Annotated in this window: 18 protein-coding genes; 5 read left to right on the forward strand and 13 right to left on the reverse strand. The window is 70.7% G+C overall.

The features are described 5' to 3' along the window. Nucleotides 1-19 precede the first annotated feature (19 nt). The 5 genes from MZC64_RS15955 to aspS form a co-directional block, all read right to left on the reverse strand. The gene (locus MZC64_RS15955) at nucleotides 20-817 is read right to left on the reverse strand and encodes an SGNH/GDSL hydrolase family protein (RefSeq protein WP_247757489.1); all 798 of its coding nucleotides are present in this window, start codon (nucleotides 815-817) and stop codon (nucleotides 20-22) included. Between the two features lie 92 nt (nucleotides 818-909). Further along, entirely contained in the window at nucleotides 910-2,232 is a 1,323-nt protein-coding gene (locus MZC64_RS15960) for a pyridoxal phosphate-dependent aminotransferase (RefSeq protein ID WP_247757490.1), read from the reverse strand. Between the two features lie 130 nt (nucleotides 2,233-2,362). Then, nucleotides 2,363-3,571 (reverse strand): phosphotransferase family protein, encoded by a 1,209-nt coding sequence (locus MZC64_RS15965; protein ID WP_247757491.1) that lies wholly within the window; start codon nucleotides 3,569-3,571, stop codon nucleotides 2,363-2,365. Between the two features lie 209 nt (nucleotides 3,572-3,780). After that, nucleotides 3,781-4,722, reverse strand: coding sequence for a DUF389 domain-containing protein (locus tag MZC64_RS15970; RefSeq protein ID WP_247758243.1), 942 nt, complete (start codon nucleotides 4,720-4,722; stop codon nucleotides 3,781-3,783). Between the two features lie 5 nt (nucleotides 4,723-4,727). Next, nucleotides 4,728-6,527 (reverse strand): aspartate--tRNA ligase, encoded by a 1,800-nt coding sequence (aspS, locus tag MZC64_RS15975; protein ID WP_247757492.1) that lies wholly within the window; start codon nucleotides 6,525-6,527, stop codon nucleotides 4,728-4,730. Nucleotides 6,528-6,677: 150 nt separating this feature from the next. Between aspS and MZC64_RS15980 the strand changes: the two genes are divergently transcribed. Both MZC64_RS15980 and MZC64_RS15985 read left to right on the forward strand, forming a co-directional pair. Beyond that, on the forward strand, nucleotides 6,678-7,724 hold the full coding sequence (locus tag MZC64_RS15980) for a zinc-binding dehydrogenase (protein WP_247757493.1): 1,047 nt from the start codon (nucleotides 6,678-6,680) through the stop codon (nucleotides 7,722-7,724). A gap of 171 nt (nucleotides 7,725-7,895) precedes the next feature. Then, nucleotides 7,896-9,239: a threonine/serine exporter ThrE family protein gene (locus MZC64_RS15985; protein ID WP_247757494.1), complete on the forward strand. Its 1,344-nt coding sequence runs from the start codon at nucleotides 7,896-7,898 to the stop codon at nucleotides 9,237-9,239. Nucleotides 9,240-9,416: 177 nt separating this feature from the next. Here the strand turns inward: MZC64_RS15985 and MZC64_RS15990 are convergent, their stop codons facing one another. The 8 genes from MZC64_RS15990 to MZC64_RS16025 form a co-directional block, all read right to left on the reverse strand. Continuing rightward, the gene (locus tag MZC64_RS15990; protein ID WP_247757495.1) at nucleotides 9,417-10,979 is read right to left on the reverse strand and encodes a 4-coumarate--CoA ligase family protein; all 1,563 of its coding nucleotides are present in this window, start codon (nucleotides 10,977-10,979) and stop codon (nucleotides 9,417-9,419) included. A gap of 73 nt (nucleotides 10,980-11,052) precedes the next feature. Further along, nucleotides 11,053-12,207: an acyl-CoA dehydrogenase family protein gene (locus MZC64_RS15995; RefSeq protein WP_247757496.1), complete on the reverse strand. Its 1,155-nt coding sequence runs from the start codon at nucleotides 12,205-12,207 to the stop codon at nucleotides 11,053-11,055. 5 nt (nucleotides 12,208-12,212) lie between these two features. Continuing rightward, nucleotides 12,213-14,189, reverse strand: coding sequence for a biotin carboxylase N-terminal domain-containing protein (locus MZC64_RS16000; protein WP_247757497.1), 1,977 nt, complete (start codon nucleotides 14,187-14,189; stop codon nucleotides 12,213-12,215). Nucleotides 14,190-14,200: 11 nt separating this feature from the next. Further along, nucleotides 14,201-15,799 (reverse strand): acyl-CoA carboxylase subunit beta, encoded by a 1,599-nt coding sequence (locus MZC64_RS16005; protein ID WP_247757498.1) that lies wholly within the window; start codon nucleotides 15,797-15,799, stop codon nucleotides 14,201-14,203. Next, a complete protein-coding gene (locus MZC64_RS16010; RefSeq protein WP_247758244.1) occupies nucleotides 15,796-16,944 on the reverse strand; it encodes an acyl-CoA dehydrogenase family protein in 1,149 nt (382 codons plus the stop codon). Before MZC64_RS16010 ends, MZC64_RS16005 begins: the two co-directional genes overlap by 4 nt. A 5-nt stretch (nucleotides 16,945-16,949) precedes the next feature. After that, nucleotides 16,950-18,644, reverse strand: a complete 1,695-nt coding sequence (locus MZC64_RS16015; protein WP_247757499.1) for an acyclic terpene utilization AtuA family protein — start codon at nucleotides 18,642-18,644, stop codon at nucleotides 16,950-16,952. Further along, entirely contained in the window at nucleotides 18,637-19,425 is a 789-nt protein-coding gene (locus MZC64_RS16020; protein WP_247757500.1) for a TIGR03084 family metal-binding protein, read from the reverse strand. The genes MZC64_RS16015 and MZC64_RS16020 overlap by 8 nt, the downstream gene beginning before the upstream one ends. Next, nucleotides 19,422-20,033: a TetR/AcrR family transcriptional regulator gene (locus tag MZC64_RS16025; RefSeq protein WP_247757501.1), complete on the reverse strand. Its 612-nt coding sequence runs from the start codon at nucleotides 20,031-20,033 to the stop codon at nucleotides 19,422-19,424. The genes MZC64_RS16020 and MZC64_RS16025 overlap by 4 nt, the downstream gene beginning before the upstream one ends. A 208-nt stretch (nucleotides 20,034-20,241) precedes the next feature. On the opposite strand from MZC64_RS16025, the gene MZC64_RS16030 reads away from it, so the two are divergent. From MZC64_RS16030 to MZC64_RS16040, 3 genes are all read left to right on the forward strand, one after another. Beyond that, nucleotides 20,242-20,679 (forward strand): nuclear transport factor 2 family protein, encoded by a 438-nt coding sequence (locus tag MZC64_RS16030; RefSeq protein ID WP_247757502.1) that lies wholly within the window; start codon nucleotides 20,242-20,244, stop codon nucleotides 20,677-20,679. Between the two features lie 64 nt (nucleotides 20,680-20,743). Further along, complete coding sequence (locus MZC64_RS16035; protein WP_247757503.1) at nucleotides 20,744-21,274, forward strand: hypothetical protein; 531 nt, start codon at nucleotides 20,744-20,746, stop codon at nucleotides 21,272-21,274. After that, nucleotides 21,271-22,392 (forward strand): hypothetical protein, encoded by a 1,122-nt coding sequence (locus MZC64_RS16040; protein WP_247757504.1) that lies wholly within the window; start codon nucleotides 21,271-21,273, stop codon nucleotides 22,390-22,392. Before MZC64_RS16035 ends, MZC64_RS16040 begins: the two co-directional genes overlap by 4 nt. Nucleotides 22,393-22,493 lie beyond the last annotated feature (101 nt).

The following is a 22,493-nucleotide window of genomic DNA, read 5'->3' on the forward strand; positions in this document are numbered from 1 at the left end:
GGCAGGCTACCCCGTGGATTCACCGCCTGCTTCTGATATCCCGCCAGATGATCTGGGCGGCATAGGGCAGCAGGTCGGAGCTGCGCCGCCACAGCCACGGCAGGCCCTTGAACAGCAGCCAGCCCACGTGGTGCAGCGGGGTGATCTTCACTCCGCCCGCGCAGGTCATCGACACCGGGTCGGGCACCTGGCAACCGGCCGCTTCCAGCAACTCGCCGAAGCCGCGGGCCAGCATCCGGTGGCCGAGTTCGGAGGGGTGCAGCCGGTCCACGCTCCAGGTCGGCAGGTCGTAGGCGCCGGGCAGGGTGTCCAGGTCGAGGCAGCCGATGCGGTGGCGGCCGACCACCTCGTCGGTGAGGTCGTTGACCTCGGCGATCCGCGAACGCAGCGCGCGGGCGAGAGGGCCGGGGATGCGGAAGACGCGGGCGTGGTCGTGGAAGCGGGCGGTGAGCACGGTGGTCCCGGCCGCGGTGAGCCTGCCGACCACCTCGTCCAGGTCGGCTTTGATCGCCTCGGCGTCGAAGTCCGAGCGCAGGGTGTCGTTCATGCCGACGACGAGCACCGCGGCGTCGGGCCGCTGGGCCAGTGCGCGGGGCAGCTGCTGGTCGCGGACGCAGCGCATGCGCGCGCCCTGGAAGGACAGGTTGTGCAGCTCGGCGCCGAGCCCGTCGGCCAGCAGCGGGGCGAACCCGCGCCAGCCGCCGGGGACTCGGTCGCCGATGCCGACCGTGGTGGAGTCGCCGAGCGCGACCAGGCTGCGTACCGCTCGCCCGGTGGCACCGGGGACGAGCGCCGGGGCGGTGAGCTGAACCGTCACGCTTCCACGATCAGGGCGCTCGGCTCACTGCCGGTGAGATCAGGATGACCGGGCGGAGACGCCTCGGGGAACTTTCGCCCCCGCCCGGACGTTCACGGCTGCATCTGCCAGTCGATCCCGGCCGAGACCATCCGGTGCACCGCCTCGGTGAGGCTGTCCTGGCCGGGACCGAGGTACATCCGCATGTACGGCATGGGCGACCCGGTCGGCGCGTACGGCCAGGGCCAGGCGGGCGCGAAGAGCACCCCGGTGCGGGCGAAGGTGTCGTCCCGGAACCGCACGGTGCCCTCGGGGATCTCCTGGTACGCCGGTGGCAGGGCGAAGAGCAGGTAGGAGGTGCAACTGCCGGTGTGCACCGCCCCGGCCGGGTAGTTGAGCTTGCCGTGGAAGAGCCGGTCGACCAGGCGGCGTTTGGCCGCGTACTCGGCGCACTGCTCGGCCAGGAACACCGCGCTGGCCGGGTCGGCCAGCCAGTCGGCCATGGCGTGCTGGTAGATCCCGCCGTACATCAGCGAGCTGTGCAGCCGGTACCGGTTCACTAGGAGGTCCAGGGTGGCCGGTTCGGCGGTCATCAGGCCGAGGCCCCACCCGTTGCAGTGGAACTGCTTGCCGAGGGAGCGCACGGCGAGCCAGCGGCGGTGGGCGTTGGGCGGGGCGGTGGCGAGCCGGGACAGCAGCACCCGCAGCGCGGAGGTGGGTGTGGTCTCGGGGTCGTGCACGCCGAAGTAGGCGTCGTCGACGAGCAGTCCGGCGCCGTGCCGGTGCGCGGTGTCCACGGCGGCGGCGACGAACTCGGGCCGCCAGTTGACCGCGGTGGGGTTGTGCTGGGCGTTGACCACCACCATGGCCAGGCGTTCTTCCGGGGTGGAGTCGATCCGGTCGATGACGTCCTGGAGTTCTTCGGCCAGCGGGCGGAAACCGGTTTCCGGGCGCAGATGGAGGTAGCGGACCTGGTAGCCGAGGCTGTGGAAGACGCCTTCGTAGTCCCAGCTGGGTCCGGCGGCCACCACGATCGGGGTGCGACCGTCGGAGCCGAGTTCATCGAGGAGATAGCGGCCGAAGTCGAACATGGCGCCGCGGGTGCCGGTCCAGGTGGCGGCGACCTCGAAGTCCCGGCCGGCTTCGGCGATGCCGTCGAGGCGGTGCGAGGTGACGATGTAGTCGCGGGCGACCTGGCGCAGGGCGGGCAGGCCGTACATGGAGAGCTGGTACCCGTGGGCGTACAGCGGGCGTTCGTGGAGGTGGTCGAGCAGTCCGGCGGGGACCTGGTTCCAGGTCTCGCCGAAGCTCAGGCACAGCGGGTCGCCGTGCCGACAGCCCTGGGCCAGGTAGGCCCGCAGCAGCCCGACGTCGGGCATGCGGCTGGGCAGGATGTCGTCGGCGACCAGCGCCGTGAAGTCAGCTCGTGTGGTCAATGCAGTAACTCCCCAGTTACTCAGCGGCAGGGTGGAGATCCCAGCCACGTCATACGAGGAGCGTCCGCGAACGGTTCACCCGATCTACAAGAATATCGTGATTATTGTTCCGGGCCGGGCCGGAAGGTTTTCAGCGGAAGGCGGGGTAGAGCGGAAGCTGCTCCGCGTCCTGGCCGAACCGGCGCACGATGGCGGCTGACACCGCTTCGGCGTGTTCGGCGATCTCGGGTTTGCCGCAGGCCACGGCGTCGGCGCGGAGCCTGCGCCAGCGGTCGGCGAGGGCGGCGCTGCGGCGTGGGGAGAACTGGTTGGCGTCGATGGGCCGGTCGACCTCGGTGGTGCGCGGCAGCAGCCACCAGGTGGACAGCCACACCCACAGCACCTGGGCGTCCAGCAGCCGGGGCAGCAGCACGGCGTCGTCGTCCAGGTCGGGCCAGACGGTGCTGGCCTCGGAGCGCCAGGCGGCGAGCATGGCCTCGGTCATGCCCTGGGGCAGGGCGAAGGAGCACCAGCAGGACGGGAACGGCACCCGCAGGTAGGCCACGTCCAGGGCGACATCGCGCATGCAGCCCCACTCGAAGTCGAGGAACCGCACGCCCCGGTTGGTGACCAGGTTGTTGTCCGGGCACACGTCGGAGGGGCTGAAGGCGCGGTAGCGGGTGCCGCCGAGCAGCCAGGAGGTGTTGCGGGCGGCCTCGGCCACCGCGTCCGGGGTGGTGACGCCGATGGCTTCGGAGAGCAGCGCGGGCAGTTCGGTGAGGGCGGTGCGGGCCTCGGGCGCGATCGGGTCGGTCCAGCTGCGCTGGCCGAGGCGGCGCATCAGCGCGTCGAAGTCGGCTTCGCGGCCCGCGGTGTTGGCGTGCACCCGGCCCAGTGCCCTGGCCCAGGCCAGCAGCGCGCGTTCGGCGGCGCGGGCGTCATCGCCCAGGAGTTTGTCGGCCAGGGTGGGGGCGCGGCCGAGGTCTTCGAGCACGAGCAGCCGTTCGGCCGGTCCGTGCGCGATCAGTTCGGGGCTGACCCGCTCGCCCACCGACAGCGCGGTGAACAGCTGACTGCTGGCCGCCTCGTGTGCGAAGGGGTCCGCGGTCTGCCCTGGCAGCAGCGGGGTTCGGTATCGCTTGATCACCAGCGTGCGCGGCATGGCGAAGGGGGTCTCGACCACTCGCACGCGGAGTACGACCGACCGGTCGCTACCGCCCAGATCCTCGGCATCACTCAGCCGGACGGTCGCGCCGAAGCGGCGGCGCAGCACAGCCTGCGCAGCGGCGACCGTCTCGGCCACCTCCGCTGCCACTTCGTTGTGGACGTCCAGCGGGCCGGTGGAGATTTCCACGCTCATCGTTGTCGACCCTACCGGGCTCGGCTATCACGGATCGGCATGATCTGGTTACGCTCTGGCAAAGCTATCCCGACCAACAAGCCTGTGGACATTGTCTTTCGGTTCCGATCTCGTTGCGGCGCAAGCCCTCTGCTGCGCGCCGATTCCACCCACCCGGCGTACTACCAACGATCGACAACCACGCTGAAGTTCCCTCGATTGTCCGGTTTTCACCCGTCGGCGAGCGGCCGGCCGTTGTCCTGATATTTGTTCCGACGGTTGCGCAGCAGCAGCACGATCGCGGCCGCCAGGACGATGCCTGCCAGGTTGACCAGCAGTTGCAGCGCGGACTGGCCGGCCCGGCCGGGTTCGCCGAGCACCAGCGCCAGTGCCGCGTATCCGGCGGCGGGCACGGTGGTGACTGAAATGAAAACCCCTACCAACGCGGCGGATTTCGCGGAGGTGAGGGCGAGCATTCCGGCGGCTCCGGCGAGCAGGGCGACGATGAAGGAGAACGGGCCGACCTGGAAGACGAAGTCGACGGCGTGGTTGACGTCCATGATCGATCTGTCGAAGAGTCCGGCGGCGTTGCCGAGCGCGGCCAGTCCGGCGGTGACGACCATGGCGCCCCAGAAGCCGAGGACGAGGGCGGCCAGGGCGCGCCGGGCCAGGTCCCAGCGTCGCCGGACCAGGCCGACGGCCAGTGCGGCCAGTGGCCCGAACTCGGGTCCGACGACCATGGCGCCGACGATGGTGACCGCGGAGTTGGTGATCACGCCGATGGCCGCGAGCAGGCAGGCGATGGTGAGGAAGCCCAGGTAGGTGAAGTTGAGCCGGGATTCCTCGCCGGTGCGGGAGAGCAGTTCCTCCCACACCACCGCGTCCGCGCCTTCGCCGGGCGCGGCGCTCTCGGCCTGGTCGGCGGCGTCGGACAGGGTGGTGTCGATGCTTTCCAGGGTGATCGCGCCGTGGTGGTCGATGCCGAGCGCGCAGAGTTCGGTGAGCAGGTCGTCCAGGGACTCCCTGGCCACGTCGGCCTCGATGACATCGCCCTTGGGCGCGACGCCCGCGCCGGCCAGCAGCACCAGGTGGGTGGCTCCTGGGCACTCGTCAAGCAGCCGGAGCACCGCTTCGGTGTGCTCCGGCTGGTTGACGACACGCAGGTGCAGCAGCGAACTCACGCGGTGGCGGAGTCCTTGCTTTCGGGCTTGGGCGCGGGCTTGAAGTCCACGCCGGCTTCCTTGCGCTGCTGGGCGGTGATGGGCGCGGGGGCCGCGGTGAGCGGGTCGTAGCCGCCGCCGCTCTTGGGGAAGGCGATGACGTCGCGCAGCGAGTCGGCGCCGGTGAGCAGCATGCAGATCCGGTCCCAGCCGTAGGCGATGCCGCCGTGCGGGGGCGCGCCGAACTTGAACGCGTCCAGCAGGAAGCCGAACTTGTCCTGGGCTTCTTCTTCGGAGAGGCCCATCACGCCGAAGACGCGCTGCTGCACGTCGGCGCGGTGGATACGGATCGAGCCGCCGCCGATCTCGAAGCCGTTGCAGACCATGTCGTAGGCGTAGGCCAGCGCGGAGCCGGGGTCCTTCTCGAAGTCCTCGATGGAGTCCGGGGTGGGCGAGGTGAAGGCGTGGTGCAGTGCGGTCCAGCTGCCGGAGCCGACGGCGACGTTCTCCGCGTCGGATTCGCTGGTGGCCTCGAACAGCGGGAAGTCGACCACCCAGGCGAACTTCCAGTCGCCGTCGGAGATCAGGCCGAGCCGGTTGGCGATCTCCACCCGGGCCGCGCCGAGCAGCGCGCGGCCGCCCTTGGCGGTGTCGGCGGCGAAGAACACGCAGTCACCCGGCTTGGCGCCGACGGCGGCGGCGAGTCCGGCGCGCTCTTCCTCGGAGAGGTTCTTGGCGACCGGGCCGCCGAGGGTGCCGTCTTCCTGGACGAGCACGTAGGCCAGGCCCTTGGCGCCGCGCTGCTTGGCCCAGTCCTGCCAGGCGTCGAGCTGCTTGCGCGGCTGGCTCGCGCCGCCGGGCATGACGACCGCGCCGACGTAGGGCGCCTTGAACACCCGGAACGGCGTGTTCGCGAAGTACTCGGTCATCTCGACGAGTTCGAGGTCGAAGCGCAGGTCGGGCTTGTCGCTGCCGTAGCGGGCCATCGCCTCGGCGTAGGCGATCCGCGGGATGGGCAGGGCGAGTTCGACGCCGAGGGTCTCGCGCCAGATGGCGGCGATGATCTGCTCGCCGAGGGCGATCACGTCGTCCTGTTCGACGAAGCTCATCTCGATGTCGAGCTGGGTGAACTCGGGCTGCCGGTCGGCGCGGAAGTCCTCGTCCCGGTAGCAGCGGGCGATCTGGTAGTACCGCTCCAGGCCGCCGACCATGAGCAGCTGCTTGAACAGCTGCGGGGACTGCGGCAGCGCGTACCAGGAGCCGGGCTGCAGCCGGGCGGGCACCACGAAGTCACGGGCGCCTTCGGGGGTGGAGCGGGTCAGCGTCGGGGTCTCGATCTCGACGAAGTTGTTGCGGTGCAGCACATCGCGGGCGACCCGGTTGACCTCGCTGCGCATCCGCATGGCCTTGGCCGGGCCGCTGCGGCGCAGGTCGAGGTAGCGGTGCTTGAGCCGGGTCTCCTCGCCGACCTCCAGGTGGTCGTCGAGGGGGAAGGGCAGCGGCGCGGACTCGTTGAGCACCTCAAGGCCGGTGGCCAGCACCTCGATGGCGCCGGTGGGCAGCTCGGGGTTCTCGTTGCCGGCGGGGCGCTGGGAGACCTCGCCGACGATCTTGACGCAGAACTCGGCGCGCAGCCGGTGCGCCCGCTCGGCCATCTCGCCCTCGCGGAAGACGACCTGGGCGACACCGGAGGCGTCCCGCAGATCGATGAAGATCACTCCGCCGTGATCGCGACGCCGCGCCACCCAGCCGGTGAGGGTGACGGTCTGGCCTGCATGCTCGGCGCGGAGTGCTCCGGCCTCGTGCGTGCGCAACACGGGTTGATCTCCTTGGTCGGCAGAAGTGCTTCCGAGCAGGTTAACCAACGCCCCCGGGGGGACTGCCAGCAGGTTTCCCCGGCTGCCCCGGAACCGCCGGTCGCGCGCGGTAGCGTGCCAACTACCAACGGGTAACGATGGAGGGCACGCATGCGCGCGGCGAGGTTCGACCTGGAATCCGGGAAGTTCGGGCTGCACGAGATCGAGGTGCCCAAGCCGGGTCCGGGCCAGGTGCTGGTGAAGGTGGCCGCGGCGGGCGTGTGCCTCTCCGACGTGCACATCATCGACGGCAGCCTGTCCGGGTTCCGCACGCTGACCGGGCAGACGGTGATCACCCTGGGCCACGAGGTTTCCGGGACCATCGCCGAGGTCGGCGCGGACGTGCCCGACATCTGGCAGCCCGGCGCCCGGGTGGTCCTGGCGGCGGGCGATCGCTGCGGCTCCTGCCCGAACTGCCTGTTCCACACCGGTTTCTGCCTGCTGCCGCCCGCGCGTGGGGTCAGCTACGACGGCGGCTGGGCGGACTACCTGGTGACCAGTCACCGTTCGGTGGTGCCGCTGCCGGAGAACGTGCCGTTCGAGCAGGGGTCGATCATCCCGGACGCGGTGTCCACCCCGTACTCGGCGCTGCTGCACAAGGGCGAGCTGAAGGTGGGCCAGGCGGTCGGCCTGTGGGGTATCGGCGGGCTGGGCGTGCACGCGGTGCGGATCGCCCGGCTGGCCGGCGCGGCCCCGATCATCGCCTTCGACCCGCTGCCCCTGGCGCGTGAACGGGCCTTGGAAGCCGGTGCGGACTACGCCTTCGACCCGGCCGAGCCGGACCTGCCGGCCAAGGTCCGCGCGGCGACCGGGGGCCTCGGCCTGGACCTGGCGGTCGACCTGGTCGGCCACCCGGCCGCCCGCGCCGCCGCGGACGATCTGCTGGCCCCGCACGGCAAACTGGTCCTGGTCGGCATGACCCAGGCCCCGTTGCACCTGGAGCAGGCGGCCCGGTTCAACGCCGCCCAGCACCAGGTCCGCGGCGCCTGGGGATCCGAGCCGCGGGACCTGCACACCCTGGTCCGCCTGGTCTCGACCGGCCGCCTTGACCTGTCCGGTTCGGTCACCGAGGTGCTCCCCCTGGAGGAGGCTCCCGAGGCCGTGCACCGCCTGGCGAACAAGATCGGCAACCCGATCCGGATCGTGCTCAAGCCCTGACGCTTACCCGCTGTCCTGACCCACCACACGTGACCTTGGCTACACCGTGCAACGGCGGGCCGCGCTCCGGCGATGCCCCGATCGGCGGCGTGCGGGTGGCGGAGGTGTGTGGTGGGTCTGCGGGGACTTCTGCTGCGGCGGAATCAGCCGGAACCGACGATCATGAGTGCCATGTTGCACGGACCGAAGGTGCCGGACGCGTCCACGGTGCACCAGGTGCTCGACCTGGCCTTGCGCATCGGCGAACTGCAACTGGCCTGCGGCGCGGGCGCGGCCGACGTCACGGCCACCATGCTGGCCGTCACCAACGCCTACGGCCTGCCGACCACCGACGTCGACGTCACCTTCACCTCGATCACCGCCTGCTGCCACCGCGGCAACCTGGCCGCCCCCGTCACCACCACCCGGGTGGTGCGGGCCCGCAGCCTGGACTACACCCGGCTGTCCGCGCTGGAGCAGCTGGTCCGCCGGATCACCGCGGGCGCCCTCACCGCCGATGAGGCCCTGACCGGTCTGGAAGCCGTCTCCAGCGCCCCGCACCCGTACCCCCGCTGGGTGGCCACCCTGGCCTGGGCCGCGATGGCCGCCTCGGTGGCGGTGCTGCTCGGCGGCGGCCCACTGCTGGCCGGCATCGCCGCGTTCACCACCGCCCTGATCGACCGGGTGGGCCGGATCGTCAACCGCCTCGCGCTGCCGTTCTTCTTCCAGCAGGTGATCGGCGGCGTGCTGGCCATGGGCATGGCCCTGTCGGTGCACGCCCTCGACCCCGGCAGCCAACTGGTCCGGCCGTCCCTGGTCGTGGTCACCGGCATCATCGTGCTGCTGTCCGGCCTGTCCATCGTGGGCACCGTGCAGGACGCGATCACCGGCTACAACGTGACCGCGGCCGGCCGGGCCATGGAGGTCATGCTGATGACCGCGGGCCTGGTCATCGGCGTGCTGCTGGTCCTGCGCCTGGCCGTCTCGCAGGGCATGCACATCGCCATCGCCGAACCCCCGCCCCCGCTGCTCGCCCACGTCCCGCTGATGATCGTCGCCGGCGGCCTGACCTCCTTCTGCTTCGCCTGGGCCAGCTACGCCACCCTGCGCGCCCTGTTCGTCGCCGGCCTGGCGGGCGCCGCGGGCACGGCCTCCTACGGCCTCCTCACCGTCCTGGGCACCGACCTTCTGGTCGCCTCCGCGGGCGCGGCCATCCTGATCGGCTTCGTCGGCGGCGTGATCTCCCGCCGCCTGCGCATCCCACCCCTGATCATCGCCGTCTCCGGCCTGACCCCCCTGCTCCCCGGCCTGACCACCTACCACGCCCTCTTCCAGCTCGCGGTGGAGCGCAACATCTCAGCCGGCGCCCAATCCCTCCTCCTCGCAGCCGGAATCGGCCTCGCCCTGGCCGCAGGCGTAGTCCTCGGCGAGTTCCTCGCCCAACCAGTCCGCACCGGCCTCGGCCGCCTCGGCCGCACCCTCGCCGGCCCCCGCTTCTCCGGCCCCCTCCGCCCCACCGAAACCCCCCTCGACTAACCCACCCCCCGAGTGTTGGCCGAACCGGACGGCGTGTTGGCCGTTGTCGTACGCCACGTTGGCCGTTCCGGACCACCGCCCGCCGACTTGGCCCAACTCGTACGCCCATTAGGCCCAACTCGCCGTACCACTTGGGCCAACGTGGCGTACGACAACGGCCAACACTCCGGGAAGGGGTCAGCGCCGGCGGAGTTCCCGGCGCAGGATCTTCCCCGACAGCGCCCGGGGCACCGCGTCGATGAACTCCACCACCCGGATCTTCTTGTACGGCGCGACTTTGCCTGCCACGTACTCCAGCACGTCGTGCTCCCCCAACGATTCCTGCCCCGCGGCCCGCACCACGAACGCCTTGGGGACCTCCTCCCCCTCGGCGTCCCGAACCCCGATCACCGCCGCGTCCGCGATCCGCGGATCCGACAGCAACACCGCCTCCAGTTCCGCGGGCGGCACCTGATACCCCTTGTACTTGATCAACTCCTTGAGCCGGTCCACGATGAAGAAGTTCCCCTCCTCATCCACCCGCCCGATGTCCCCGGTGTGCAGCCACCCGTCCTCATCGATCATCGAAGCCGTGTCCGCACCCCTGGCGAAATATCCCTTCATCACCTGCGGCCCCCGGATCCAGAACTCCCCGGCCTCGCCCGCCGCGGCATCTTCTCCGGTGGCGGGATCGATGATCCGGCACTCGGTGTTCGGGATCAGCTTGCCCACCGTGCCATCCGGCGGATGCGCATCCGAGTCCGGAACCACGTGCGACACCGGCGAAAGCTCGGTCATCCCGTACCCCTGCACCACCCGCACGCCCAGCCGCTCCGCGCACAGGTGCCCGGTGTCCGCGTCCAGGGGCGCCGCCGCGCACAACACCGCCCGCAACGCGGTCAGGTCGAACTTGTCCACCAGGGGATGTTTGGCCAGTGCCACCACGATCGGCGGCGCCACCGGCACCTTGGTCACCTTGTGCTCGGCCAACGCGGTGAGGAACAACTCCAGCTCGAACCGTGGCAGCACCACCACCGTCGTCCCGTAGTGCAGCGCGTGGTTGAGCAACACGGTGATGCCGTAGATGTGGAACATCGGCAGGATGGCCAGGATCCGATCGTCCGGCCCGGTCGGCTGCATACCGCTGGACTGGGCCATGTTCGCCACGATGTTGCGATGCGTCAGCATGACGCCCTTGGCTTTTCCAGTGGTGCCACTGGAATACGGCATCGCCGCCACATCCTCAGCCGGGTTGATCTCCACCTCCGGCACCGGCCCGTCGGTGGCCATCAGGTCCTGGATCGACCGATATCCCTCGGCGCTGTCGCACACGATCACGTGCTCGATCCCCGCCGCCTGGGCCGCGGGCACCGCGCGGTCCAGGAACAGCGAGATGGTGACCAGGAACTTCGCGCCGGAGTCGCGGAGCTGGCTGGTCAGTTCGTCCACGGTGTACAACGCGTTGACCGTGCTGACGATCGCGCCCAGGGTGGTGGTGGCGTAGAAGACCACCGGGTAGACGACGGTGTTGGGGCTGAACAACGCCAGCACGTCGCCCTTGCGTAATCCCGCTTCGTGCAGCCCGGCGGCGAGTCTGCCGACCGAGGCGTCGAGCTGGGCGTAGCTCAACCGCGGCCCGTCCGGCTTGCTGCCGTCGATCACCGCCGGGTGATCGCCCCGCTCCCGCGCCCCGGCCAGCACGTAGGTGTGCACTGGCAGGTCGGGGATGTCGACGTCGGGGAACGGGCTGCGGTGGATCATGGGGACCTCCGGTGGGGCGTCGTTGCCTTATGCGCGTTCGTCGATCCTGGGGGTGCCGCGCGTTACCACCGTGTCAGTACGACTTGCCGAGGTCCAGGGTGTGCTGGGCGACGAAGTTGAGGATCATCTCCCGGCTGACCGGCGCGATCCGCCCGACCCTGGCCGCCCCGTACAGCGTGCCGACCCCGTATTCGGTGGACATCCCGTTGCCGCCATGGGTTTGCACGGCCGCGTCCACCGCGGCGATGGCGGCTTCGGCGGAGGCGTACTTGGCGATGTTGGCGGCCTCCGCGGCGGTGGGGTCGTCCTGGTCGTAGGCCCAGGCGGCGCGCTGGGTGGCCAGCCGGGCCAGCTCGATCTCGATGTGCGCCTTGGCAAGCGGGTGCGAGACGGCCTGGTGTCCGCCGATCGGCGAGTCCCACACCTTGCGGGTGCGCGCGTAATCGGCCGCCTTGCTCAACGCGTACCGCCCAATGCCGCAACCGTAGGCGGCCACGGTGATCCGCTCCGGATTCAGTCCGGCGAACAACGCGGCCAGTCCGGCGTCTTCCCCGCCCACCAAGGCATCCGCTGGCAGCTTGACGTCGTCGAAGAACAGGGTGAACTGCCGCTCCGGGGAGGTGATCTCCATCGGGATCGGCTGGTAGGTGTAGCCGGGCGCGTCGGTGGGCACCACGAACAGCGCGGGCCGCAGCTTGCCGGTGCGCGCGTCTTCCAGGCGGGCCACCACCAGGGTCGCGTCGCTCTCGTCCACACCGGAGATGTAGTACTTGCCGCCGCTCAGTCGCCAGCCGTCGCCGTCGGCTCGGGCGGTGGTGATGATCCGGTGCGAGTTGGAGCCGGCGTCGGGTTCGGTGATGGCGAAGGACATCTTCAGCGAGCCGTCGGCGAAGCCGGGCAGCCAGTTCTTCTTCTGTTCGGGGGTACCGGATTTGGCGATGACGGTGGCCGCGATCGCCGGTGACACAACAAGAAGCAGCAGCGGGCAGCCGCCGGCGGCGAGTTCCTCGCAGACGATGGCGAGGTCGGTGATGCCGCCACCCCCGCCGCCGTACTCCTCGGGCACGGCGACGCCGAGGTAGCCGAGTTGTCCGGCCTCGGCCCACAGTTCGGTGGTCTTCTCCCCTGATTTCGCCTTGTCCACCCAGTAGCCGTGGCCGTACTTGGCGGCCAGCGCGGCCACTGAGGCCCGCAGCGCGCGCTGTTCGTCGGTCTCCCGGAAGTCCATGTCCGTCAGTCCTCCATCGGCTGTTGCTCGTTCGGGGCGGGTTCGATCACGGCGAGCACGGCCCCGGCCTCGACCTGGGCGCCCGCCGTCACGGCGAGTTTGATGAGCACGCCATCGGCTGGCGAGCGCACCGGGTGCTGCATCTTCATCGCTTCCAGCACAAGAAGTTCCTGCCCGACGCGCACGGTGTCGCCGGGTGCGGCGGTGACCGCGACGACGGTGCCGGGCATGGGGGCCAGGAGTGATCCTTCGGCGTGCGCGTCGCCGGGTTCGACGAAGCGCGGCAACCGGCGCAGTGCCACGCCGCCGAATGGCGAGTCCACGAACACCTGCTCGCCGTAGCGGGCCACGTGCAGGGTCCGCCGCACGCCGTCAAGTTCCAGCACGACCGCCTCGGGCGCGGCGGACACCACGGTCACCTCGGGCAGATCCTCGGCGACAATCCCGTCTCTGCCGAACCGGTAGCGAACCTCGATTGTCCCTTGTGGACTGTCGTAAGCCTTGACCTGACCGGCCGAGTGCAGGTTGCGCCAACCGCCGGGCACTGACGGCTGCACGCCCGTTCCGGCCCGGTTGGCCGCGGCCTCGGCCAGCGCGGCGGCCAGCGCCGAGATCCGGACCCCCTGCTCGTCGGCAAGGGGGACGTCGAGTCCTTGCCGGGTCAGGAATCCGGTGTCGACCTTCCCGGCGCGGAAGTCCTCATCCCGCAGCACCCGGACGAGAAGGTCCCGGTTGGTGGCGGGGCCGTGCACGCGGGCGTCGGCGAGGGCGGTGGCGAGTCGGCGGGCGGCCTCGGCGCGAGTGGGCGCCCAGGCGATCACCTTGGCCAGCATGGGGTCGTAGTGCGTGCTGATCACCGACCCGTCCACCACCCCGGCGTCCAGGCGAAGTCCGCGTTCGGCCGGGGCGCCGGTGAACTCACTGTCCACTCCGGACACCGAGAACCGGTGCAGTGGCCCGCTTCCCGGCCGCCAGTCCGCCGCCGGATCCTCGGCGTAGAGCCGCACCTCGATGGCGTGGCCGCGGGAGACCGGTGGTTCGGCGGGCAGTGGGGCGCCGTCGGCGATGGCGAGTTGCCAGGCCACCAGGTCGATGCCGAACACCGCCTCGGTGACCGGGTGCTCGACCTGGAGCCGGGTGTTGGTCTCCAGGAAGTAGAACTCGCCCTGATCGGAGACCATGAACTCCACGGTGCCCGCGCCGCGGTAACCGATGGCCTTGGCCGCCGCGACCGCCGCCGCCGACATCGCGTCCCGGAGCTTCTCGTCCACCGCCGGGGACGGGGATTCCTCCACCACCTTCTGGTAGCGGCGCTGCACCGAGCAGTCCCGCTCCCCCAGTGCCCACACTGTGCCGTGCGCGTCGGCGAGCACCTGGATCTCCACGTGCCGCCCGTGTTCCAGGTACGGCTCGCAGAACACGGTGCCGTCACCGAACGCGCTGGCCGCTTCGGCCCTGGCCGCCGCGACCGCACCGGCCAGCTCCTCGGCGGCCCGCACGATCCGCATCCCGCGCCCGCCACCACCGGCGGATGCCTTGACCAGCAACGGGAATCGGGTTCCCGCGACGTCCTCCGGACTCAGTTCGGGCAGCACCGGCACCCCGGCGTCGGCCATCAGTTTCTTGGCCTCCACCTTGGCGCCCATAGCCTCGATGGCCTCCGGCGGCGGTCCGATCCACACCAGCCCTGCCGCCAGCACCGCGCGGGCGAACTCGGCGTTCTCGGACAGGAAACCGTAGCCGGGGTGCACGGCGTCCGCGCCACTGCTGTGCGCGGCGGCGATCAGCGCCTCGGCCCGCAGGTAGGTCTCGCTTGGGGTCACCCCGGGCAGGCGGACCGCGAGGTCGGCCTCGGTGACGTGCGGGGACTCGGCGTCGGCGTCGGAGAACACCGCCACCGTGCCGATGCCCAGCGTGGCGCAGGTGCGGAACACGCGGCGGGCGATCTCGCCGCGGTTGGCGACCAGGACTCGGGTGATCACGTTGGTGGACCTCACATCCGGAAGACGCCGAAGTTCCTGGTGCCGCTGACTTGTGCACTGTGGATAGTCGAGAGGCAGATGCCGAGCACGGTCCTGGTGTCCCGTGGGTCGATCACACCGTCGTCGTAGAGCCGCCCGGACAGGAACGGCGCCAGCGACTGCGCCTCGATCTGCCCTTCCACCATGGCCCGCAGGTTCTTGTCCGCCTCGTCGTCGTACGGTGCGCCCTTGGCCATCGCGGCTTGTCTGGCCACAATGGACAGCACTCCGGCGAGCTGAGCGGGTCCCATCACCGCGGATTTGGCGTTGGGCCAGGTGAACAGGAACCGGGGATCGTAGGCCCGCCCGCACATGCCGTAGTTGCCGGCGCCGTAGGAGGCGCCCAGCACCACGGTCAGGTGCGGCACGGTGCTGTTGGACACCGCGTTGATCATCATCGCGCCGTGTTTGATGATCCCGGCCTGCTCGTATTCCTTGCCGACCATGTAGCCGGTGGTGTTCTGCAGGAAGATCAGCGGCACGTCGGCGGTGTTGGCGAGCTGGATGAACTGGGTGGCCTTCTGTGCCTCGGCGCTGAAGAGCACGCCGCGCGCGTTGGCCAGGATGCCCACCGGGTAGCCGTGCAGGCTGGCCCACCCGGTGACCAGGCTGGTGCCGTAGCGGGGTTTGAACTCGTCGAACTCCGAGCCGTCGACCAGCCGCGCGATCACCTCCCGCGGGTCGAACGGCAACCGCAGGTCACTCGGCGCGATGCCCAGCAGATCCTCGGTGTCGTAACGGGGTTCGACCACCGCGCGGCCCGGTCCCGGCCCGAGTTTGCGCCAGTTAAGCCGGGCCACGATGTCCCGCCCGATCCGCAGCGCGTCCCGTTCGTCCTCGGCGAGGTGGTCGGCGAGTCCGGAGACGGCGGCGTGCATTTCCGCGCCGCCGAGTTCCTCGTCGTCGGATTCCTCGCCGGTGGCCATCTTCACCAGTGGCGGCCCGCCGAGGAAGACCTTGGCCTGCTGTTTGACCATCACCACGTGGTCGGACATGCCGGGGATGTAGGCGCCGCCGGCGGTGGAGTTGCCGAACACCAGGGTGATGGTGGGCAGTCCGGCGGCCGAGGCCCTGGTGAGGTCGCGGAACATCCGCCCGCCGGGGATGAAGATCTCGCTCTGGCTGGGCAGGTCGGCGCCGCCGGATTCGACCAGGCTGAGCACGGGCAGCCGGTTGGCCACCGCGATGTCCATGGCCCGGAAGGATTTCTTCAGTGTCCACGGGTTGCTGGCCCCGCCGCGCACGGTCGGGTCGTTGGCGGTGATCAGGCACTCGACACCGTTGACCACGCCGATCCCGGCGACCAGGCTGGCCCCGACGGTGTAGTCGGTGCCCCAGGCCGCCAGGGGCGAGAGTTCCAGGAACGCGGTGTCCTCGTCGATGAGCAGTTCGATGCGTTCCCTCGGCAGCAGTTTGCCGCGTTTGTGGTGCCGGTCCACGTATTTGGCGCCGCCACCGGCGAGGGCCTTGGCGTGTTCGGTGTCCAGCGCGGCCAGTTTGGCCAGCATGGCCTCCCGGTTCGCCAGGTGCTCCACTGCCGCGGTGTCCACTGTGGACTTCAGGACGGTCATGCCGTGTACCCCAATCGCCGCGCGGCCAGATCGGCGAGCACCTCGCTGGCGCCGCCGCCGATGCCCAGGATGCGCGCGTCCCGGTAGTGCCGTTCCACCTCGGCCTCCCGCATGTACCCGAATCCGCCGTGCAGCTGTACCGCCGCGTCCACCACGTGCGCGCACGCGGCCACGGCGGCGTTCTTGGCCAGGCACACCTCGGCCACCACTTCCTGTCCGGCGGCGGCGCGGGCCGCGACCGAGCGGGTGTAGGTGCGGGCCAGTTCGATCCGTTGCGTCATCTCGACCAGTTGATGCCGCACCACCTGCCGACTGACCAGTGGCCGCCCGAAGGTTTCGCGGGCTTTCACCCACTGCACGCTGAGGTCCAAACACCGTTGCGCGGTGGCGTAAGCCTGCACGGCCAGGGTGATCCGCTCGTGTTGGAACTGCCGCATCATCTCGGCGAATCCGGCGTTCTCCGCGCCGACCAGGTTGGCCACCGGCACCCGCGCGTCCACAAAGGACAGTTCGGCGGTGTCCGAGCAGTGCCAGCCCAGTTTCTCCAGTCGCCTGCTCACGGTGAACCCGGGGGTGCCGCGTTCCACCACCAGGAGGCTGACCCCGCCGTACCCGGCCTCGCCGGTGCGCACCGCGGTGGTGACAAAGTCGGCGCGTGCGCCGGAGGTGATGTAGGTCTTGGCCCCGTTGACCACAAAATGGTCGCCGTCCCGCACCGCGACGGTGCGCAGCGCGGCCACATCCGACCCGCCGTCGGGTTCGGTGACACCCAGCGAGCCGATCTTCTCCCCGGCCAGGGTGGGTCGCACGAACCGGTCGATCAGCTCCGGGCCACCGGCGGACACGATGTGCGGCAACGCGATGCCGTGGGTGAACAGCGCGGCGAGCAGCCCGGAGGACCCGCCTGCGTGCAGCACTTCCTCGTTGACCACCACCATGTCGAGGAGGTCACCGCCGCTGCCGCCGACCTCCTCGGGGAAACCGATGCCCAGCAACCCGATCCCGGCGGCGGCCTTATGCAGTGACCGCGGCACTTCGCCGTCACGTTCCCACTGGGCCAGCTGCGGCACGGCTTCGCGCTGCACGAACTTGCGCACGGTCTCCCGCAGCGTTCGCCGCTCGGGTGTCTCGAAGGGGTCCAGGATCTCGCTCACCACAACACCTCCGGCACTTCGACGACTCGGGCCCGCAGCCATTCGCCCAGGGCTTTGGCCTGGGGGTCGAACCGGGTCGAGGAGGCCACCCCGTCCCCGAGCAGGCCGCGGATGACGAAGTTCACCGCGCGCAGGTTCGGCAGCGCGTGCCGTTCCACCGTCAGCTCGGCGCATTCCGGCAGCAGTTCCTTGAGCCGGGCCACGGTCAGGTGGTGGAACAGCCACCGATACGCGGGTTCGGAGCGGACCCACACGCCGAGGTTGGCGTCCCCGCCCTTGTCCCCGGACCGGGCCCCGGCGATCCGGCCGAGCGGCCCGCGCCGGGTGTTCTCATGCCCACCGAAGGGCACGGGATCGGTGCCCGCCAAGGGTTCCACCGGCCCAGCGGTGGCCACCGGGGGCTCTTCGACCTCGATCCGGGTCCCGTCCGGGAGCACCGCGAGCTGCCGCACCTCGGCGCGGTCGACGTAGGCGGCCGAGTACACCCCGAACGGCGTGCCGTCACCGGGTGGCGCGGTGACGTGGAATCCGGGGTAGGAGGCCAGCGCGAGTTCGATGGCCGACCGGGAGAACGCCTTGACCCGCTGGGGGTCGGCGTCCTTGATGGTGGCGTGCAGCAGGGCGCTGGCGGTCTCCTCGGTGTCCGCGTCGGCCCGGTCGGTGCGGGCCAGGGTCCAGGTCAGCCCGTCCGCGCCGAGGGCGTCCTCCAGTTGCGCCCGCACCAGCTCGGCCTTGCGCTGCACGTCAAGTCCACAGAGGACGAACGTGGTGGAGTTGCGGAAGCCGCCCAACCGGTTCAGGCACACCTTCAGCCGTTCCGGCGGCGCGACCCCGGTGACCCCGTGGATCCGCACCCGGTCCGGCCCGGCGTCTTCAAGCTGGATGGTGTCGAACCGGGTGGTGACATCGGGGCCGGGGTAGGCGGGTTCGGCGATCTCGTAGAGCAGTTGCGCGGTCACGGTGTCCACGGTGACCGCGCCACCGGTGCCCGGGTGTTTGGTGATCACCGAGCTGCCGTCGGCGGCGATCTCCGCGATCGGGAACCCGGGCCGCCGCGGATCGTCAAGATCGGCGAAGAAGGCGAAATTGCCCCCAGTGGCCTGGGTTCCGCATTCCAGGACGTGCCCGGCCACGGTGGCCCCGGCCAGGGCGTCCCAGTCCTGGCGGTCCCAGCCGAAGTGCGCGGCCGCGGGCCCGACCACCAGGGAGGCGTCGGTGACCCGTCCGGTGACCACCACATCGGCCCCGGCGCGCAGGCAGTCCGCGATGCCCCAGGCGCCGAGGTAGGCGTTGGCGGTCAACGGTTCGCCGAAGCCCAGCTCCGCCGCCCGCCCGCGCAGGTCGTCGCCTTCGACGTGCCCGACCCGCACGGCCAGTCCCAGCCGCTCGGCCAAGGTCCGCAACGCCGCGGCCAGCCCGGCCGGGTTGAGGCCACCGGCGTTGGTGACGATCTTGACCCCGCGTTCCAGGGCCACCCCAAGGCACTCCTCCAGCTGCCGGGGGAAGGTGCGCGCGTAGCCGAGCGCCGGGTCCTTGAGCCGGTCCCGGCCCAGGATCAGCATGGTCAGTTCGGCAAGATAGTCGCCGGTGAGGATATGCAGTTCGCCGTCATATAGTTGCTCGCGAACCGCGCTGAACCGGTCGCCGTAGAAGCCGGAGGCGTTCCCGATCCGCAGCACCTGGTCAGGCATTGAACTGCCCGGGTTCGCGGTCGGCTCCGGGCGGTCCGGCGAAGGCCTGCGCGATGCTCATCCACTTGGTCGCGACCGGGCCGGTGACGGTGAGCCCCAGGTCGTCGGGGTGCCGGCGGCGCACCACGTGCAGGCAGAAGTCCAGGGCGTCCCCGCTGACCCGGTCCACCGCCTCCGGCGGCCCCCACTCCCAGCGGTCCCCGTCCGGCCCGATCAGCTCCACCCGGACCGGCGTCTCCGGCGCGGACTCACCGCGCGAGACGAACGCGAACCCCATGGTCCGCACGCCCAGGTGCGCGATGTGCCGCAACCGGTGGGTCGGCACTAGCCGCACGCCGAGCGCGTCGGCCACGTCCTGGCCGTGCGCCCAGGTCTCCATGATCCGCGCGGTGGCCATCGAGGTGGCCTTCATCGGCGGCCCGAACCAGGGAATCCGCGCGTCAGCCGGTACCGCGGCCAGCGCGGCCCGCAGCGCGGCCCGCCCGTCCCGCCACCGCCCGAGCAGTGATTCCGGCGCCTCGCCAACGCCTTCATTGGCCCCGTCCTCCACATAGGACAGTGGATTGGCCGCCTTGGCCGCCTCCAGGAACCCGGCCGGATCGGTGGCCGCCTGGATGGCCTGCCGGTCCGTCCACGCCAGGTGCGCCAGCTGGTGCGCGATGCTCCAGCCCGCCGCCGGGGTGGGGGTGGCCAGTCCGGCCGCGTCCAGCCCGGCGACCAGCGCGTCCAGGTCACCCCCTTCGGCGTCGAGATCCGCCAGCAAGCCCGCCACCGCGCTCATTCCCGCTCCCCTCGCAACGCCTCGTCCAGCATCGCCGCCCACTGCCGCACGATCCGCTTGCGCCGACGGCTGTCGTCGGTGAGCAGATTCGCCAGCGCCAGTCCGCGGATCAGGTCCAATGTCGCCTGCACCGCCGCGCGCACCCCGGGCTGCGCCTCGTCTACCCGCAGCAGTTCCAGGGCCAGCCGGTGTGTTTCCCGGCCCAGCCGGGTCTGCAACGGCAGCACCAGCTCACGCAGTTCGGCGTCGGTGCGCGCGGCCACCCACAGCTCCAGGGCCGCGGTGAACAGCGGGCTGGCGTAGAAGTCGGCCAGCAGCTCCACCACGGCCACGGTGTGCCCGCCGCCGCTGGAGGCGGTCGCGGCCTGGGCCCGCAGCTGCTCGACGCCGAGCGCGCCCACGTGTTCCACCGCGGCGGCGACCAGTTCGCCCCTGGTCCGGAAGTGGTGCAGTTGCGCGCCCCGGGATACCCCGGCCCGCTGCGCCACCAAGGTGGTCGTCGTCCCGGCCCAGCCCCGTTCCACCAGGCAGTCCACGGTCGCCACCATCAGCTTCCGTCGGGTCTCCCGGCTCCGGTCGGCCTGCCGCTGCCTGGAGGGCGCGCTCATGCCGCAGAGCATCCCGCTCAACTAACAAACAGTCAAGCCTGCTTGTTAGTTGAGCACTCCACCTTCCCGCCCACTCGACCGTGACCCGCATCACAGTCAATCCTGCTTGCCGAATCGAATCGTACGCCGTACCGTACGCCATACGAGCCAGGTGGTACTTCGCCTGCCCGCAGCAAGGCCCGACTGAGCAGCACAAGAAGGAGCGCCAGTGACCGAAACCCATGTCCTCCCCACCGACGGAGCCGGATACGTCCCCACCAGCGAGGACGTGGCGAGCGTGCTCGCCTGGTTCGCCGAGTACGACGGCGCCGCGGCCGCGGTCCAGGTCGAGCGGATGGCCGACATGGCGTTGTTCCCGATCAACGTGGTCAGCACCGACGCCGAGGGCAACGCCTCGGCGGCGACCTGGACCAGGGAGGTCTTCGTCGAGAAGTGGACCGAGATCCTCGGCGGCGGCCAGGACGTGCAGACCACCTCGGTGCGCACCCCGCATTTCGTCAGCAAGGACCTGGTGTTCGTGATCAGCGACGCCACGTTCACCGTGGGCGGGCACAGTCAGACCGTGCGCTACGGCGACCTGCTGGGCCGGGTCGGCGGGCGCTGGCTGTTCCAGACCATGGTGCAGGGCGGCTGGGGCGAGCAGTAACGAATGCACCCGCCAGGACGGGTCCGGCATCCCGTTCGGGCCCGTCGTGGCGCACACTGCACTGGTGATCACCGTTGCGCTCAACCAGAACGCGGTCGCGGCGCTGCGCGGCCCCGGACTGCGCACCACCGCGCTGCCGAGTGAGCCGCTGCACGCGTCACTGCACACGGCGGTCATCGAACCCGGACTGGCGCGGCTCTCCGGCGCGCTGGTCTTCGCCGCACTCGCCGGCTCCGGCATCCCGGCCGGTCCTGATCTGACCGGCCGGGAGTGCCTGGCCAACAAACTGCACCTGAGCTACCACCTGCCGGTCTCCACCGGGGTGCCCGACGACGGCAGCGAACCCGATGTGGAGGAGAGCGATCAGCGGCTGATGCTGCGCCAGGGCATCCTGCTCGGCTTCGCCGTGTGCGAACTGGCCGCGAACCTGCCGGAACCGGTGCCGGTTCGCTCGATCGTGTCGGTCAGCCGCAGTGCGGGAACTTTCCGGTTCCACCAGATCCGGGACGGCGAGCAGTGGCTGACCGAGGACCTGGACGGCTACCGGACCGAGCGGATCGCCGCCGTCGACCTGCGTCCCGCGCCCGCGCCATGAGCGATATCGACTTCTACGCCGACCTGGTGGCCACCGGCGCGGTGCTCGGCGCCGACCGGCACTGGACCCCGGCCGAGCTGGACGAACTCTTCGACGCAGACAACCGCGAGTACGTCGAGACGGTCTCCACCGAGGCGCTCAACCTGGACTACGGGCTGCTGGAGTACTTCTGGGAACGCGAGTCCCGCCGCGGCGCGCCCTGGCACGGGGTGCACCTGAGCGCGCAGGTGCACCGGCTGGCCATCGGCTTCGGCGACACCCCCGCGCTGCTGCGGGAGAACTACGGCGCCTTCGAGCCGAACCCCTCCTTCGCCGACCTGCGCGCCGAACTCCAGCGCCGCGACATCCCCCTGCTCGACCTGCCCCAGGAAATGCCCGCGCACCGCTCCTACTGGCAGCCGGACAGCCAGGCCGTGGTGATCGAGATCGTCGGCCAGGAGGAGTTCGTCACCTCCCCCACCGAGGAGATCGGCTCGATCAGCGGCATCTCCGCCCCCGGCCTGCTGCACAACCTGCCGAGGGCCCGCTTCGACGCGCTCAAGCAGTCCCTCAACCACCTGGCCACCGCCGAGGACGCCGAACGCACCCGCTGGCTCGACCAGCGCGACCCCGCCCCCGACGCCTCCGACCACGAGCGGGCCGAGTGGTGGCGATCGCGGCTGACCGTGTTCGCGATCAAGCTCGGCTGGCGGGAGAGCGCCGAGGCGGTGTGGGTGCCGCTGTACCTGTGGTTCGCCGACCAGGCCGTCCGCCGAGGTGCCCTGGACCCCGCCGAGGTGGCCCGCCGCGTCGCCGAGTCCGCGGCCCGGCTGGAGCTGTACGGCCACAACGGCGCCGAGGACCGCCCCCGGCTGCTGCCCGCCGCGGAGGACCTGACCACCACCCTGCTCGCCGGGGTGCCCCTGGGCCGGGTCGACGCCGAACAACGCTGGGGCGTGCCCGGCCTGCACGGCACCGAGGTCCGCCCGCTGCTGCGTTCGCGGCAGCTGGTGGAGACCGCGGCCCGGCTGCGCCCGTTCCTGCGCGACCCGGCGGTCATCGCCGAGCTGGGCGAGTGGCTGCGGGTATGGCCGGAATTCGGCCGGTCGGCGGGCTTGCTGGAAATGCGGAGTGACTGACCTCGACTACCTTGTCGAATAGCCGGGACCCACCCCGACTTCCCCCTGTACCTACTGGTATGTACAGTACCCGGCAGACACCTCGGACCCCTTCCGAAGGA

It is taken from the genome of Crossiella sp. S99.2 (assembly GCF_023094165.1).
In the GTDB taxonomy this organism is placed as follows: Bacteria; Actinomycetota; Actinomycetes; order Mycobacteriales; family Pseudonocardiaceae; genus Crossiella.

What these genes read in the sequence shown, in the direction of transcription:
- MZC64_RS15990 (WP_247757495.1), bottom strand. Translation starts at nt 10,979, where the DNA reads ATGATCCACCGCAGCCCGTTCCCCGACGTCGACATCCCCGACCTGCCA.
- MZC64_RS15995 (WP_247757496.1), bottom strand. Translation starts at nt 12,207, where the DNA reads ATGGACTTCCGGGAGACCGACGAACAGCGCGCGCTGCGGGCCTCAGTG.
- MZC64_RS16005 (WP_247757498.1), bottom strand. Translation starts at nt 15,799, where the DNA reads ATGACCGTCCTGAAGTCCACAGTGGACACCGCGGCAGTGGAGCACCTG.
- MZC64_RS16015 (WP_247757499.1), bottom strand. Translation starts at nt 18,644, where the DNA reads ATGCCTGACCAGGTGCTGCGGATCGGGAACGCCTCCGGCTTCTACGGC.
- MZC64_RS16040 (WP_247757504.1), top strand. Translation starts at nt 21,271, where the DNA reads ATGAGCGATATCGACTTCTACGCCGACCTGGTGGCCACCGGCGCGGTG.
- MZC64_RS15980 (WP_247757493.1), top strand. Translation starts at nt 6,678, where the DNA reads ATGCGCGCGGCGAGGTTCGACCTGGAATCCGGGAAGTTCGGGCTGCAC.
- MZC64_RS16025 (WP_247757501.1), bottom strand. Translation starts at nt 20,033, where the DNA reads ATGAGCGCGCCCTCCAGGCAGCGGCAGGCCGACCGGAGCCGGGAGACC.
- MZC64_RS15965 (WP_247757491.1), bottom strand. Translation starts at nt 3,571, where the DNA reads ATGAGCGTGGAAATCTCCACCGGCCCGCTGGACGTCCACAACGAAGTG.
- MZC64_RS16020 (WP_247757500.1), bottom strand. Translation starts at nt 19,425, where the DNA reads ATGAGCGCGGTGGCGGGCTTGCTGGCGGATCTCGACGCCGAAGGGGGT.
- MZC64_RS15985 (WP_247757494.1), top strand. Translation starts at nt 7,896, where the DNA reads ATGTTGCACGGACCGAAGGTGCCGGACGCGTCCACGGTGCACCAGGTG.